Source organism: Desulfatiglans sp., from assembly GCA_012513605.1.
Classification (GTDB): domain Bacteria; phylum Desulfobacterota; class DSM-4660; order Desulfatiglandales; family HGW-15; genus JAAZBV01.
Genome location: JAAZBV010000123.1, coordinates 1 through 15,373, shown reverse-complemented (window position 1 = coordinate 15,373; position 15,373 = coordinate 1). Strand labels below are relative to the sequence as shown.

13 protein-coding genes are annotated in these 15,373 nt (G+C 42.7%); 8 read left to right on the top strand and 5 right to left on the bottom strand.

The window, feature by feature from the left end; translation table 11 throughout:
• Window positions 1-8 precede the first annotated feature (8 nt).
• Both GX654_16545 and holA read left to right on the top strand, forming a co-directional pair.
• Window positions 9-566, top strand: coding sequence for a hypothetical protein (locus GX654_16545; GenBank protein NLD38470.1), 558 nt, complete (start codon window positions 9-11; stop codon window positions 564-566).
• Entirely contained in the window at window positions 566-1,573 is a 1,008-nt protein-coding gene (gene holA / locus GX654_16540) for a DNA polymerase III subunit delta (GenBank protein NLD38469.1), read from the top strand. Before GX654_16545 ends, holA begins: the two co-directional genes overlap by 1 nt.
• On the opposite strand, the gene GX654_16535 is transcribed toward holA, so the two are convergent.
• Window positions 1,574-1,843 (bottom strand): 30S ribosomal protein S20, encoded by a 270-nt coding sequence (locus GX654_16535; protein NLD38468.1) that lies wholly within the window; start codon window positions 1,841-1,843, stop codon window positions 1,574-1,576.
• 74 nt (window positions 1,844-1,917) lie between these two features.
• Here GX654_16535 and murJ point away from each other — a divergent pair, with 74 nt between their 5' ends.
• Window positions 1,918-3,513 (top strand): murein biosynthesis integral membrane protein MurJ, encoded by a 1,596-nt coding sequence (gene murJ, locus GX654_16530; GenBank protein NLD38467.1) that lies wholly within the window; start codon window positions 1,918-1,920, stop codon window positions 3,511-3,513.
• Window positions 3,514-3,631: 118 nt separating this feature from the next.
• On the opposite strand, the gene GX654_16525 is transcribed toward murJ, so the two are convergent.
• The 4 genes from GX654_16525 to GX654_16510 form a co-directional block, all read right to left on the bottom strand.
• On the bottom strand, window positions 3,632-4,222 hold the full coding sequence (locus GX654_16525) for a hypothetical protein (GenBank protein NLD38466.1): 591 nt from the start codon (window positions 4,220-4,222) through the stop codon (window positions 3,632-3,634).
• Between the two features lie 159 nt (window positions 4,223-4,381).
• The gene (locus tag GX654_16520; protein ID NLD38465.1) at window positions 4,382-5,578 is read right to left on the bottom strand and encodes an aldo/keto reductase; all 1,197 of its coding nucleotides are present in this window, start codon (window positions 5,576-5,578) and stop codon (window positions 4,382-4,384) included.
• Between the two features lie 233 nt (window positions 5,579-5,811).
• Window positions 5,812-7,164, bottom strand: coding sequence for a PAS domain-containing protein (locus GX654_16515; protein NLD38464.1), 1,353 nt, complete (start codon window positions 7,162-7,164; stop codon window positions 5,812-5,814).
• Entirely contained in the window at window positions 7,154-8,602 is a 1,449-nt protein-coding gene (locus GX654_16510; protein ID NLD38463.1) for a sigma-54-dependent Fis family transcriptional regulator, read from the bottom strand. Before GX654_16510 ends, GX654_16515 begins: the two co-directional genes overlap by 11 nt.
• 689 nt (window positions 8,603-9,291) lie before the next feature.
• Here GX654_16510 and GX654_16505 point away from each other — a divergent pair.
• The 5 genes from GX654_16505 to GX654_16485 form a co-directional block, all read left to right on the top strand.
• A complete protein-coding gene (locus tag GX654_16505; GenBank protein NLD38462.1) occupies window positions 9,292-9,498 on the top strand; it encodes a hypothetical protein in 207 nt (68 codons plus the stop codon).
• Between the two features lie 122 nt (window positions 9,499-9,620).
• The gene (locus tag GX654_16500) at window positions 9,621-10,970 is read left to right on the top strand and encodes an efflux RND transporter periplasmic adaptor subunit (GenBank protein ID NLD38461.1); all 1,350 of its coding nucleotides are present in this window, start codon (window positions 9,621-9,623) and stop codon (window positions 10,968-10,970) included.
• A 217-nt stretch (window positions 10,971-11,187) separates the two neighbouring features.
• Window positions 11,188-11,901: an ABC transporter ATP-binding protein gene (locus tag GX654_16495; GenBank protein NLD38460.1), complete on the top strand. Its 714-nt coding sequence runs from the start codon at window positions 11,188-11,190 to the stop codon at window positions 11,899-11,901.
• A 135-nt stretch (window positions 11,902-12,036) separates the two neighbouring features.
• Window positions 12,037-14,517, top strand: coding sequence for an FtsX-like permease family protein (locus GX654_16490; GenBank protein ID NLD38459.1), 2,481 nt, complete (start codon window positions 12,037-12,039; stop codon window positions 14,515-14,517).
• 166 nt (window positions 14,518-14,683) lie between these two features.
• Window positions 14,684-15,373: ABC transporter permease (locus GX654_16485; GenBank protein NLD38458.1), on the top strand; the 690-nt coding region annotated here is incomplete at its 3' end.

The window sequence follows — 15,373 nt, the reverse complement described above, 5'->3', positions numbered from 1 at the left end:
AAGGCAGTATGAATCTTTCAAGGGCTGTATGCGCTTCTCTGGCGCTTATATCACTTCTCTGCATCGCCTCATGCGGCTACAGGTTCAGGGCAGAGGGAGAGCCTGTTGGCATTGAACTGACAAGTATTGCAATACCCATGATAGAAAGCACTTCATCTGAAAGGGGTTTTGAGGCGGATTTTACAGAAGTCTTAAGGAACGAGTTTATAAGTCGCGGCAGGGTGTCCATTAAAGGGATGGATAATGCGCAGATGGTGCTTAAGGTACAGGTATATGATGTGATGACCCGGCCTTTGGCCTATGATTCAACCAGAGCAGAGATTTCAGGCCATAAGATTATCCATGAGACAACAGGAAGAAGACGTTTGACACTGAGTCTCAATGCAAGCCTTGTCAACAGATCAACCGGTGAGACTGTATGGAGTGATCCATTCATAACAGAGGAGGCGGGTTATGATATTACCTCAGACCCTCTAATTAACCGGAAGAGTGAGAGGGATGCATTATTGAAGATAGCAAGGCTTGTTTCCGGCAGGATATTTAACCTTACAATGGAAAGGTTCTGATGGCAAACGACCTTCAACCAGAGGATGTGACCCGCGCACTGGAAAAGGGCAGGCTTGCCCCTTTTTATCTGTTTTACGGCCCCAATGAATTTCTTATAGAAAGATTACTTGAGAATATCCGTGAAAAATTCATCCCTGAAAATGCAAGGGATTTCAACATGGAGATATGCTATGGAGGAGAGAGCAACCCTTCCGATGTAATAAACAGGGCACAGTCCATACCCTTTCTCTCATCAAACCGGCTGATAATACTTAAGCGAACAGATGCATACAAAGCGGATCAGCTCAATAAATTTGTCCCATACCTGGAAAAACCGGTAGATTCAACCTGCCTGATATTCCTCTCTGAAAAGACCGATTTTAAGAATAAATTTTATAAGGCCATCAGGGGGGCATGTCTGGCGGTAAACTTCAGCGAGCTGAAGAATTTTCAGATAGTCCCCTGGATACAGACAACTGCCCGTGAGATAGGGCTAAACATTGACCGTGACGCATGCGCCCTTTTACAGGATATAACAGGCGGGGGCTTAAGAAAAATATATGGTGAGCTTGAAAAACTAAAGATATCATTCGGGGATAAAAAGGTAAAGGAGTCTGAGGTGAAGGAGCTAGCCATTAACAGCAGGATGTATACCATTTTTGAACTGATGGATGCCCTGTCTGAAAAAAAGGCAGCGCAGCTCCTTGCTGCATTATCAAGGTTTCTTGATGAGGAGGATAAAAAGGCCGCTCCTCTCCAGATCATAGGGATGCTTAACAGGCAGATAGGGCTCCTGTGGCAGGCAAGTATACTGGCTTCAGAGGGCAAAGGGGCAGGTGAAATAGCGTCAAAACTGGGTATAGCGCCATTTTCAGCGGAAAAACTGATAAAGCAATCCAGAAACTGGAGTGCCAAAGGGTTAAAGAGGGGAATATCGTTACTTTATGAAACAGACAGGTTGCTCAAGTCGGGTTCACGGCCAAAGCCCGTTCTCGAGAACCTGTTTCTGTCTCTTGTAAAAAACTGATCAGGATGCCGAAATCTGGTTAATCTGACGTGCAAGACGGGATATCTTACGTGAGGCTTTTTTCTTATGGAACACACCTTTGGAGGCGCTTTTTTGAATAATTGCAGTAGCTTTTCTAAGTGTTGTGACAGCCTTTTCCTTGTCTTTTTCAGCAACTGCTTCCCGAACCTCTTTTACGATATTCTTGGAACGGGTTTTGTATCCCATGTTCCTGAGTCTACTATTTTCACTCTGTTTTGCCCTTTTGAGGGCTGATTTATGATTTGCCAAATTAAACACTCCTGTTGTTAAGATTTTTAAACATTCTTTTTTAATTAAATAGATTATTGCTGTCAAGATAAAAAATGGAAATAAACAGATTAATAAAAAAAACAGATAACATTGAAAAACGCCACATGGGGCTTGCCGCAGGCGTTGTATCATTTTATACGATGATAAGCAGGGTACTTGGTCTTATAAGGGATATGGTTATTGCCTCATTTTTCGGGGCCACCATATCTGCTGATGCCTTTATTGTAGCATTCAGGATACCCAACATGCTCCGCAGATTTACAGCGGAAGGGAACATGACCATTGCCTTTATCCCTGTTTTTACTGAATATCTGAAGACAAAATCAAAGGAAGAGGCATTTGATCTTGCTCGAAACATGCTGACCATTTTATCGATCATCCTTGTGATTATCACCCTTTTAGGCATCATCTTTACCCCCTGGATAGTAAGGCTGATAGCAAATGGCTTTGTGGATGAAGTGGCAAAGTATGAGCTTACCGTGCTGCTCACGCGTATCACCTTTCCATATGTATTGCTTGTGAGCCTTGTGGCATTCTTTATGGGGGTATTGAACAGCCTTAAACACTTTGCAGCCCCTGCTGCTGCCCCCATATTCCTTAACCTTGGCATAATAGGGTCAACATACCTGATCTCTCCTCATCTTTCTGAACCAGTTGTTGGCTCTGCCATAGGTGTGCTGATCGGCGGGGTAATGCAGATACTGCTACAGCTGCCATTCATATTAAGGTGCGGCCTCAGGCTTAAACCCCTGTTTAATCTGCGCCACCCTGCTGTAAAACAGATAGGTCTCCTGATAATTCCTGCGCTCTTTGGTTCTGCCATATACCAGATCAACCAGCTTGTAGGGACTATGCTTGCATCTTATCTGCCTGGCGGGAGCGTCTCATGGCTCTATTATGCGGACAGGCTTGTGGAGTTGCCGCTCGGTGTATTTGCCATTGCAATCAGCACTGCCTCTTTGCCATCGTTATCAAGGCAGGCAGCGGAAAAGGATAACAGCGCCTTTATGGATACCCTTGATCATGCCCTTAAGATGACCTTTTTTATATCCATTCCTGCAATGGCAGGTCTCATAATCATGGGAAAACCTCTTATACAGCTGTTTTTTCAGAGAGGGGCCTTTGATGCCATATCAACCGATATGACTGCCAGCGCCCTGATCTATTATTCAATTGGCTTATGGGCATTTTCAGGTGTAAGGGTGGTGGTATCCGCATTTTATGCGCTTCAGGACACGGTTACACCTGTAAAGATATCGGTCATAACCTTTTTTACATATCTTGTATCAGGTCTCCTGCTGATGTTCCCCATGAAGCATAACGGCCTTGCACTGGCCCTTTCCATTTCTTCGGCAGTTAACTTTTTTCTGCTTGTTATATGCCTCAGAAAAAAGATGCCTGAATGGAGTTTTAGACCTCTCCTCACTTCTATTTTAAAGGTCTTATCAGCCGCCATATTGATGACAGTATGTCTGGCCCTTATAAACCTCTATCTCTTTTCAAAGGATCTGCACCATTCATATATATTCCTTATTATCCGGATAGCAGTAATGGTTGCAGCGGGTATTATCATCTTTACATTGGGGGCATGGCTTTTCAAATGCCAGGAGATCAGCATCCTCACAAGGTTGTTAAAGAGAAAAAGATAATGTAGAAGGGGCACGGGGCACCGTGCCCGCATGATTGTGTATGTGATTGATTTGTTAAACCTGTAGGGGCGAATAATTATTCGCCCCTACGAAATAATTATTCGCCCCTACAATATGGTTATTTTACAGAGGCGAGTATCTCCTTTCCAAAATCCAGGAAATCACCCCTCTTCATAAAATCATAATCCTCCATGCCCATTTCACTCATCATTTTGGATTCATTGGGCTCAAGGAGGCTTAGCGTTATCCTCCCGTTGAAACACTTTCCTGGCACCCCTGTAACGCCGGTAATAACTGAAAGGTGACCATCAATAAGCTGTTTTACATTTTCTGGGCCGGTAGGTTTTTTCATATTGCCCTGTACACAGAAGAAACCGCGGATATTGCCTTTTAAAACATCCTTGTTTTTTGCCAGATAATCCTGCATCTCTTTGGACACTGTATTTGATCTGATGGAACCCCCCACAACTATATGGTCATAAGCGGTTGGGTCAGGGTTTTCACGCACATCAAATACATCTGCTATGCCGCCCATACCCTCTGATATCCAGACACCGGCATCACGACTTGATCCGCACCATGTGCTGTATATTACAGCCCATTTTTTGTCTGACTTTTTGGGGTAAAACTTAAGGGCCATTGCATTGTCAGCAATTGCCATTACGCCTAATCCGATCACTCCTGCCTTTATAAAATTACGTCTTTCCATTTGATGCATCCTCCTTTAGGTTAAATATTAAAACTTTCCTGCCGCGATCTGTCTGTCATTTCGACAAACAGGAGAGATCATATATCTGTCTGCGATATTGAGATTCCTCCTTTCGGTCGAAATGATATTACATGGATCAAACCGCGGAACAGTATAACACTATTTTTTGGGTTGCCCTTTAGTACCCTGTTTCCATTCCTCATTATAAAGCGCCCTGTGTGCATCCTTGAGGTTATTAATAATCTCTAAATGCTGCGGGCATTTGTCTTCGCACTCACCGCATTCAATACAGTTTGTGGCGTTCTGGTCAGTAGGGACCATTGTATTATACATGATAACAGGCATCTCATCCCTGAACATGACAACATCATTGTACAAAGAAAAGATCATAGGGATATTAACGTTGTTGGGGCAGGGCATACAGTAGTTGCAGCCTGTACATCCTACTGCCATGATCTCCTTATAGGCATTAACAACATTATCTATTATCCCAAGCTCTTTTTGTGAGAGGCTGTTTGGTTTAAATGCGTCAGCAATCCGGATATTTTCCTTGAGCTGCTCCATTGTGGTCATACCGCTTAATATTACAGATACCTCCGGGTGGTTGGCAACCCACCTCAAGCCCCACTCAGCCGGGCTGCGTTTAATCTCTGCTGTGTCCCATATCTTTTGAACCGCATCAGGTATTCTCTGTGTGAACCTTCCACCCCTTAAGGGTTCCATAACTATAACGCCAATACCCTTTGATGTTGCGTATCTCAAACCCTCTTTACCTGCCTGATAGTTTTCATCAAAATAATTATACTGGATCTGGCATGCTGCCCAGGGGTAGGCGTCTATTATATCCTTGAAGACATCCAGTGTATCATGAAATGAAAAACCCGCATGTCTTACCCTGCCGTCCTTCTGCATCCTGTCAAGGAAGTCAAAGACCTTAAGCTCCTTTGCCTTTTCCCATGTCTCTTTTACAAGACCATGCAGGAGATAGAAATCAAGATGGTCTGTGCCCAGTCTTTTAAGCTGCTCATCCAGTATGCGGTCAAAATCCTCATGCTTCTGCATCATCATGACAGGCGATTTTGTGGTTATAATGAGCTTATCCCTCTTGCCCTTAATAGCCTTTCCCAGGATAAGCTCGCTGTTACCAGCGTGATACATGTATGCAGAGTCAAAGTAATTGATACCGTGCTCTATGGCATACTCGATCAGCTCAAGGGCCTTTTCTTCATCCACTGCCCTCTGTCTTTCTATAAAATCTTTGGGCGGATTCTTCTGTTCAAGCATGGGGAGCCTCATGCACCCAAAGCTTAATATTGATGCCTCATACCCTGTCCTTCCAATTTTTCTGTACAGCATTTGAAATCTCCCTGCCTGAAATTGATGGTAAAAAGTTAATGAATGAGACCTCTTTTGTCAAATGAATTCGGGTTTCATGCAATTAAGGTGTAATATTAACTTTAGCCCATTTCATTTGACAAATGTCCTGTTATGCCAATAAGATGACGATCTTTAATAATCCAATTTAAACAGACAGGAACCCTGATAATAGATAAAATACTCGGGAAAGAGATAGGCAAGTATGTCCCAGATCAAAACGTCAGCTTAAAACTTGCCCCGCCCTCTTCAAGATTTCCTGCACTTACAAACCCGCCGTGGTTGGACATAATCTGGCGGGTTAAAGCAAGGCCAATGCCGCTGCCATCCGGTTTTGTAGTAAAATAGGGGACAAATATTTTGTTGATAATATCCTCCTTTATTCCGGGGCCGTTATCGTTAACCTCAATGGTAATCCCTCCCCGCTGGTTCAAACCTGCAACAAGTTTTATCGCAGGCTCTTTAGTCTCATTCATGGCCTGTTCCGCATTTTTTATAAGATTAATAAGGGCCTGTTCTATCTGTTCCGGATCAATATAAAGCTCAAGCCCTGAGGGGTTGATGCGGGTCATTAAATGAACATTACTGTTTGATTTACCCGCCTCAAAGATCTGTGTTACATGGTCAAATAGCTCCTTTACACTGGTTACCTTTCTGCCGGGTTTTGGAAGCCTGGTGAGCTGCCTGAAGTTGGTCACAAAATCCATCAGGTTACCCGCCCTTCTGGACATGGTCATTGCAGCATTTACAATCTTTTCAATGTCGCCTTTTTGAGGATGATCTTTGTCCAGTTCATGGCTTACATCCCCTGCAATATCAGCCGTAGTCTGCGCAAGGGATGCTACAGGGGTAATGGAATTCATAATCTCATGGGTTAATACCCTCACAAGGTCCTGCCATGCATTAAGCTGTGTGGACTCAAGCTCCTGACCAATATCCATAAGGCTTATGAGCCTTTCTGTGCCATCATTTCCTGTAACCTCCATCAGGCCTAATGAGAGCTTTGTCTCAATACCGTGGATGACAATCTTTACAACAGGCCTGTCACCCGCGCTGCATCTTACGAGCTGATCAAAAAAATCAAGGCCATACTTTTTTAAATCGGTTATCTTTGTAGGTTGAGGCGTGCCGAAAAACCGCCTTGCAGCATTGTTTATCAGCAAGAGGCTTCCATCCTGTTTTACTGTCATAAGTGGAACAGGTATATGGTTTATGACTGCGCGAAGGTGGCTGACCTCAGTCTCCTGATCAATTCTTAATTTTTTAAAACGTTCCAGTATCTGGGTAAAGGCATCACCCAGGGCCTGAAAACCCGCGCCGCCATTTTCAAAATCAAAACTCTGGTTAAAGTCCGTGTATCTCGCTGATGCCAGAAAGCGCGCCACCTCACGGTTTGTGCGGGTAAGAAAATACCACAGTTCATAGATAAGGCATATGACAATGACAAAGACAATAAAGGTAACAACATGATACCTGGGATTATTATATGCATAATAAAACCCGGAGATCCCCATACAGAGGACGACAAGACGAAGGAGTATTAACAGCCCGAAATGTTTAAATGCCATATTTTTCCATCCTCCTGTACAGGGCAGCGCGGGTTAGTCCAAGATCCTTTGCTGCGTTACTGATCACATAGCGGTTTTTCCTTAATGCCTCAAGAATGGTTTTGTGTTCAAGACGATCAAGGTTTAGATCATTTTCAGGCGATGTTTCAGAGCTGTCAGATTTATCTGTATCCGATTGCTGATCTTTCTTCAAAGGAGCAGCATTATCAGGTGATGCATGTTTAGCAGGATTCAGATACTGGCTTTCCAGCTGAAAATCCTCAGTGCCCAAATAATCCTCCCTTGATAGTATTACCGCGCGTTCAACCGCGTGCCTTAACGCCCTCACATTACCTGGCCACTGGTAGCGCACAAGCTGCTCCATGGTTTCAGGCTTGATCTGCTTAATGGGCTTTGTGTATTTGGCGCAATAAAAATTTACATAGTGGTTTACAATATCCTCTATATCTTCCGGGCGTGATCTGAGGGGTGGTAGATTTATCTCAACCGTGTTAAGCCTGAAGAGCAGGTCCTGACGAAAGTGTTTGGGGTCTGTTAATTCTTCCTTTGGCATATTGGTGGCTGCTATAACACGCACATCAACAGGAGAGGATTGCCTTGAACCAACCTGTGACACCTCCCTCTTTTCAAGCACTGAGAGTAATTTTACCTGAAGGTTAATGGGAATGTTTCCGATCTCATCAAGGAACAGGCTGCCGCCATTTGCAGCCTGTATATACCCGATGCGATCCTCCTGTGCATCGGTGAATGCCCCTTTTTTATGACCGAAGAGTTCTGACTCAAACAGGGTAGCGGATATTGACCCCAGGTCAACAGGTATAAAAACCTGGTTGTTACGCCTGGATAACCTGTGTATTTCACGGGCAATAAGCTCCTTACCGGTCCCGTTTTCACCAAGAATAAGCACATTTGCATCAGTGGGCGCAGCCCGCCCAACAAGCGACAAAAGGTTTTTCATTAGAGGGCTGTTACCTATAATAATCTGTTTATGCTGTGATGAGACCTCGCTTAAAACACGATTACTCTGCCTGAGCCTTGACGCCTCATTCTGGCTCTGCCTTAATTTTAATGCTGCTGAAATGGTTGAGAGCAACCGCTGGTTATCCCAGGGTTTAACCACATAATCTGCTGCACCGAGCTTCATTGCCTCCACAGCGGCGTTAAGGCTGCCATGTGCGGTGATCATTACAATCACTGCATCAGGATCAATTTCACGAATCTTCTCAAGCCATAACATCCCGGTCTTACCATCAGATTCTCCAGGGTGGAAATTCATATCCAGAAGGATCACATCGAAATTTTGCTTTTTCATGAGGCCAGGCACATCTTCCGGGCGCTCACAAGTCGTAACAGTTTTATAATGGCGCTCCAGAAGATATTTCGCAGACATAAGGACATCAGGGTTATCATCAACAACCAGTATTTTTTCTTTTTGCATAAATTCCGTCCGGTTTAAAAAAATAATAAATGCGTGATTGAGTAAATTGGTTCCCATCCGGAAAGATAAAATTACCGGACAGAGCTTTCAGCGTTCAGCCATCAGCTGTCAGCAACAGAATGTAAAAAAACACTTTCGCGCTTTTCGCGGTAAATATGTTTTTAGTTTTTGCTTTTCGTTCTTAACAACAAAAAGTCTTGTGTTTCGTGTGAACCATATATCTCGCGCCTGTGCTTGCATCTCGATTCATCGGGGTTCGCTACGCTCTCTCAAGATGCAAAGCTCGCAAAGGAAAACAATTTTAAATGTTTTTAAATCAATAGTTTTAACAAGTTTTCTTAGTGTCTCCGTGTGAAACATAGTTTTTATTCCCCATCCTTTATCTCAACCTCTTTTCGTGTGTTTCGCGTGTTTCGTGATAAATATGTTTTTGGCTTTTGTTTTTCGTTTTTAATAATAAAAAGTCTTTGTCTTTCTCCGTGTACTCTGTGTTCTCTGTGGTGAATAATGCTTTGGTAATGTTCGTTTTCGTACAAAAGTAATGTACGATATCGGACATAATTAGTCCATATGTTTTTGATAAAAATAATAATAAATAATTAAATCAATAAGATAACAATGTGGCACAGTCATTGCTCTATAGGTAAGCAATGCTGAACATTGAAGCTAAGATTAAGGAGGAGATGACAATGAATCTTTGGACAATGATAGTGATGATAGTGGCAATTTGTGTGATAGGCGACATTATAAAATTAAGGAATAAAAAATTGAATGACATGGAAAAACCGGCATCAGAGGCTTCAAACCTCCTGACCCGTTTGATGAAACGTATTGAAAATCTGGAAACAATCGTCCTGGAAAAAGAAAGAACAAAACAGTTTGATGAACTGAGATAATTCAAAACCGGGGCACGCCGCAGCGTGCCCTAGGGCACAGTCACTGTGCCCCTACAATAGTGGATATAGGAAATACAGAGTATGCAGTTTTCATAATAAAGGAAAAGGCGATTATTAAAAAAATGTTAAATCAAATAAAAAATATCACGGATGAAAAGAGCCAAAATACATCAGTTTTTTTGCCTTCTTCAACTGCGCTAGCGGGTTCCGGCGCTGCAATGGATCAGAAGATAGAAGACTCAGGAAAGAAATGGAAATTTATAATTATATCCTCCATCGCTGTGATTATTGTGGGGGTTGCAATCTGGTCAGTGATGAGTCTGAATGGTGACCGCAGTTTCAGGGCTCAGGCAGATACCCTTACCATAGCAAAGGTGACCACAGGCATATTTGAGGATTACATCCCCATAAGGGGAAGGATCGTGCCGCGTACTACAGTGTTTCTTGATGCAATAGAGGGAGGCAGGGTAGACAGGGTGTATGCAGAGGATGGAGATATTCTTACTAAAGGAGACCTTATAGTAAGCCTGTCAAATAGCTCATTGCAATTACAGGTAACAAATTCGGAAGCACAGGTTGCAGAGCAGCTTAATAACATGCGTACCATTGAGTTATCTATGGAACAGAACCGGTTAAATAATGCCCGGACAATCGTGGATATAGAACATAAGATAAAAACACTTGAGAGTGATCTGCAAGGGGATCGACAGCTTGGTGAACTTGGTTTTTTGAGTAAAAAGGCGCTGATAGATAAAGAGAATGAGCTGATCTATCATCAAAACCTTCTTAAGCTGTCAAAGGAAAGTCAGAAAACAGATGAGCGGCTTCAGAAGCAGCAGCTTGAGGCACAGAGAGAAGCCAGTGGGCGTTTGGAAAAGAACCTTGTTACAGCAAGAAAAAACCTTGAAGATCTTAACATTAAGGCGCCCATCGGGGGAAAACTCTCAGGTTTTGATGCTGAGGTAGGTCAGAATATCATGCCGGGTGTCCGCATAGGGCAGATCGATATACCTGACCAGTTCAAGCTTCAGGCAGATATTGATGAATTCTATATAAACCGCGTGGATATGGGGCAGTCTGTGAGCTATCAGCATAATGGTAAAGATTACAAAGCAGAAATAAAAAAGATTTATCCTCAGGTTAATGACGGCAAATTCCAGGTGGACATAGAATTTATAGATAAAGAGCCTCCTGCATTACGCAGGGGTCAGACCCTTCAGGCAAAGCTTACACTTGGTGATGAATCAGAGGCAGTACTTATACCAAACGGCTCATTCTACCAGGACACAGGCGGCAACTGGATATTTGTTGTAACAAAAGATGGCGCAGAGGCAGTAAAGAGAAGTATCAGGCTTGGAAGACGTAACAGCAGTTACATAGAGGTAGTGGAAGGATTGGAACCGGGGGAACAGGTGGTTATTTCATCATACAGCGGGTTTGATGAGATTGACAGGCTCAAGATAAAAAACTAAAAATATTTTCACCACGGAGAACACAGAGGACACGGAGAATTATTGATAAAGACAAAAGCTATAACTCTTGCTCTTAATCTCACTCTTGCTCTGAATTTAAAAACATTATTACCGCGAAACACGCGAACGGCGCATGCCTTCGTAAAAAACGTTCATACTACGGCGGGACAGGCGAAAAAAATAACGATTAAATTTAATAAAAACAAGGAGAACAACAATGCTAAAGATGCACGGAATTACAAAGGTATACAGAACAAGCGACATACAGACTACAGCGCTCAACAATATTAATCTTGAGGTCAACCGGGGAGAGTTCATTGCGATCATGGGGCCTTCAGGGTGCGGTAAGTCCACCTTACTCAATATTATAGGCATGCTGGATAATCCGTCCAAAGGCGAATATATCTTTAATGGTGAGGATATCGCGGCATATAATGAATCAAGGTTATGCGACATAAGAAAGCAGAATATCGGTTTTATCTTTCAATCCTTTAATCTTATAGATGAATTATCAGTTTATCAGAATATCGAACTTGCACTTCTGTACCATGACATCCCATCAAAGGACCGGAAGAAGAGGGTAGAGGCGGTAATGGACAGGGTTGGTATTGCCCACAGGGCAAAACACATGCCGAGCCAGCTTTCGGGCGGTCAGCAGCAGAGGGTGGCAGTTGCACGCGCTGTTGTTGGTGATCAACCCCTGATACTTGCGGATGAACCCACAGGTAACTTGGATTCTGCCCACGGACAGGAGGTTATGGAGATGCTTCAGCGGCTCAATGATGAAGGCACAACAATCATAATGGTAACCCACAGTCAGTCTCATGCTGATTATGCAAAACGCACAGTTAACCTCTTTGATGGTTCAATTGTTACCCAGAGCAGACGGGTTGAGCAGGTTGTTCCGGAACAGAAAACGAGCGCGATGTAAGTTACTTTAATTCAAAAATTCAAAGTTTAACGTTCAAGGTTCAGGGGTTAGAGTTTTAAAAAGCTTTAAGTTTTGAATCTTGAATCTTGAATCTTGAATATTGAATCTTGAATCAATCCATTAGGAGCCTCAATCATGTTAAAAAATTATTTCGTAACAGCAATTAACAACCTGATCAAAAACAAGCTTTACAGTGCGATCAATATAGTAGGCCTGGCAATTGGTCTTTCCGCATGTATAGTTATTGCCCTTTATGTTAAAGATCAGTTTTCATATGACAGGCAATGGACAAATTCAGACAGCATATACAGAGTAAATTTCATAGCAAAGTTACCAGGGGAGGAACCTGCAACAAATTCTTCATCACCTTTACCGGCAATGCCGCTGCTGAAAGAGTATTTTAAAGACAAAATTGAACAGAGCGCCCGTGTCTTCGCCGGTGAATTGACGATAGACATTGGAACCGACAAATTTAAATGCAGGGTTGCAGATATTGACCGGGCATTTATTGATATGTTCCAGTTAGAAGTTATTGCAGGAAGTTTGAAAGATACCCTCACAACTATTAGAAATGTTGCCTTGAGCGAGGAAATTGCCATACGTCATTTCGGTAAAGTAAGTCCAATCGGCAAAGTAATAACAATGAGTATGGAAAACATAAAAAATGATTACAAGGTAACCGCTGTATACCGGGTTCCAGGTAATACCGTGCTTGACATCCCGGTGCTGGCACTGCTTGACGATACGCTTCTACCTCCAATCATTAAAAACTGGTACAATTTTAATTGCAGTACATATGTTAAACTGAAAGAGGGTGTTGATGTAGAAACCATAAAACCACTTCTTCCCGCGCTGATCGATCGTAATATTGATTTTTCAAAGGTCATTTCTGATCCCGGTCTAAAGGCCAGTGATATCATTTCAATGGATTTTCAAAAACTTAAAGATGCACATCTGGGTTCACCATGGGATGTATTCAGGGCTGGCGGTAACAAGACAGTGGTAATAGCCTTTGCCGGAATATCTCTGCTTGTTCTATTGATAGGCAGTATCAACTTTACGATTCTCACTACAGCAAAGGCAACTCAGCGGGCCAGAGAGGTTGCTATGCGAAAGGTTGTAGGCGCAAAGAGAAAACAACTGATAGTGCAGTTTTTGGGAGAATCCACATTTATCGTCCTGCTATCCATGATATTATCCATGGGAGTTGTGGAAATAATGCTCCCCATATTTGAATCTATAGTAGGTAAATCTTTTTCATTGTATTATACCTCCCCTTCGACTTTTCTGCCTTTACTGGCCCTGCTCATCATTGTAGGCATAAGCGGCGGCCTGTATCCGGCATTTATCCTTTCCGGTTTCAAACCTGGAGATACCCTTAAGGCTAATCAGTCAAAGGAGACAAAAGGCTCTATGTCTCTACGAAATGTACTGGTAATATTCCAGTTTTGTATCTCTATAATGTTAATTATCTCCACTGGTGTGATATACACACAGATGCAATACAGCATGAATCGTGATGCGGGTTATAAAAAAGAAAACTTACTGGTCATTAACCGGCTTGGTTCGGATGAGAAAATTATAAGCAAAACAGAAGTTCTCAGACAGGAATTATTAAACCTCCCTGATATTTCAGATGCTGGGCTGTCAAATGTACGCCCCAGCCAGCAAAGTCGTAGTAGTCTTGCTTTTACGCGACCCGCGTATCCTGAAACTACATATCTTAAAGACACTACAAGTGTTGGTTATGACTATTTCAAAACCTATCAGATACCTATTATCGCAGGCCGGGATTATTCTATTGAACGTGACATACCAGACCCGAAGCTTGATATGGTAACAACAACCATTGGAGATAATGAAACAAAGAGGCTGATCGAAAGAAGTGTAGTCATTAATGAGAGTGCGGTCAGGGAATTCGGTTTTACCGGGCCGGAAGAGGCTGTGGGAAAAATCCTTAATTCAACCACCTTAAACAACATCAGTTACAATATTATAGGTGTTGTGGCTGATAATCATATATTCAGTATAAAAGCCATGCCAAGGGCAGAGGTATATTTGCTTCAACCGGAAGGGGCAAATGTTATGACTGTTCGTTTTAAGGGTGCGCCACAAAAGATACTAAAAGAGATTAATGCAGTCTGGGAAAAAGTGATGGGTGACGAGGAGATTTCAACTGTTTTTGTTGATCAGCTCATCGCAAAGGAATTCCAACAGGAGAAAACAGAACAGAAAATTTTGATCAGTTTTTCCATACTGGCGATTCTTATTGCCTGCATGGGGCTGTTTGGCTCAGCTTCTTTTACTGTAGAGCGACGTACAAAGGAGATTGGCCTCAGGAAGATAATGGGGGCAAAGGTGAAAAATATAGTAAACCTGCTCTTATGGCAGTTTTCAAAACCTGTGCTGATTGCAAATATTATCGCCTGGCCGGTAGCCATAATGTTGATGCAAAACTGGCTTGAGAGGTTTCCATACAGGATTAACCTGTTGTTGGTGATCCCCATTTGTATAGTATCAGGGTTGATTGCACTTGTTATAGCCTGGTCAACTGTTGCAGGCAATACAACCCGTGCAGCAAGGAAAAACCCGATACATTCATTGCGGTATGAGTAAAAGAAAAGCACAGGGCGCAGGGTGCAGGGTCAGGGTTCAAGGATTCAAGGGGTCAAGGGTTCCCCGAAAACTGCTCGGGATCTTCGACAAGTGAAAGACTAACGCACCGTCATTCCCGGCTTGACCGGGGAATCCAGATTTCATTATTCGATAAAGGATAACTAACATGTTTGAAAATTATTTGATAACAACAATAAACAACTTAGTAAAAAACAAACTTTACAGCGCAATCAATATAATCGGTCTGGCCTTAGGCCTTGCTGTCTGTATAGTAATTACTCTCTATGTGAGAGATCAGTATTCCTATGACAAACAATGGAAAAATTCCGACAGGATTTACAGGATAAACTTTACCGGAGGTTTACCTGGAATGGAGCCTGTGACGATGCCCGCTGCCCCGGTACCGGCCATACCCGCTTTGAAACAATACTATAATGGCAAGATAGAGAATGGATCAAGGGCATTTACAAGCAGTATGGTAGTTGATACCGGAACTGCAAAATATAATGAAAAACTGGTCCGGATTGACCCGGAATTTTTGGATATTTTCCAGTTCGAGACTCTTTCCGGAAACCTTGAGAATACACTCGATAACCCGTCAAATATTGCGCTGAGCACCGGAGTCGCATCAAGATATTTTGGGGAGAGTAATCCTCTTGGTAAAATAATAACCATGATCTATTTTGGGTCTAAAATTGATTACAGGGTTACAGCAGTATATGATATCAAGGGTAACTCCATTCTTGATGTCCCGATGTTAACACTCTTTACAGATACCAGTCTGCCGCCCATATTAAGGAGTTGGAATAATCTGAATACAGCCACCTATTTTAAATTGAAAAAGGGTGTTGGTATC

Excerpts from the sequence above, each read along its gene's own strand:
- GX654_16545 (NLD38470.1), top strand. The coding sequence starts at position 9 with ATGAATCTTTCAAGGGCTGTATGCGCTTCTCTGGCGCTTATATCACTT.
- GX654_16490 (NLD38459.1), top strand. The coding sequence starts at position 12,037 with ATGTTAAAAAATTATTTCGTAACAGCAATTAACAACCTGATCAAAAAC.
- holA (NLD38469.1), top strand. The coding sequence starts at position 566 with ATGGCAAACGACCTTCAACCAGAGGATGTGACCCGCGCACTGGAAAAG.
- GX654_16525 (NLD38466.1), bottom strand. The coding sequence starts at position 4,222 with ATGGAAAGACGTAATTTTATAAAGGCAGGAGTGATCGGATTAGGCGTA.
- GX654_16495 (NLD38460.1), top strand. The coding sequence starts at position 11,188 with ATGCTAAAGATGCACGGAATTACAAAGGTATACAGAACAAGCGACATA.
- GX654_16520 (NLD38465.1), bottom strand. The coding sequence starts at position 5,578 with ATGCTGTACAGAAAAATTGGAAGGACAGGGTATGAGGCATCAATATTA.
- GX654_16505 (NLD38462.1), top strand. The coding sequence starts at position 9,292 with ATGAATCTTTGGACAATGATAGTGATGATAGTGGCAATTTGTGTGATA.
- GX654_16510 (NLD38463.1), bottom strand. The coding sequence starts at position 8,602 with ATGCAAAAAGAAAAAATACTGGTTGTTGATGATAACCCTGATGTCCTT.
- murJ (NLD38467.1), top strand. The coding sequence starts at position 1,918 with ATGGAAATAAACAGATTAATAAAAAAAACAGATAACATTGAAAAACGC.
- GX654_16515 (NLD38464.1), bottom strand. The coding sequence starts at position 7,164 with ATGGCATTTAAACATTTCGGGCTGTTAATACTCCTTCGTCTTGTCGTC.
- GX654_16500 (NLD38461.1), top strand. The coding sequence starts at position 9,621 with ATGTTAAATCAAATAAAAAATATCACGGATGAAAAGAGCCAAAATACA.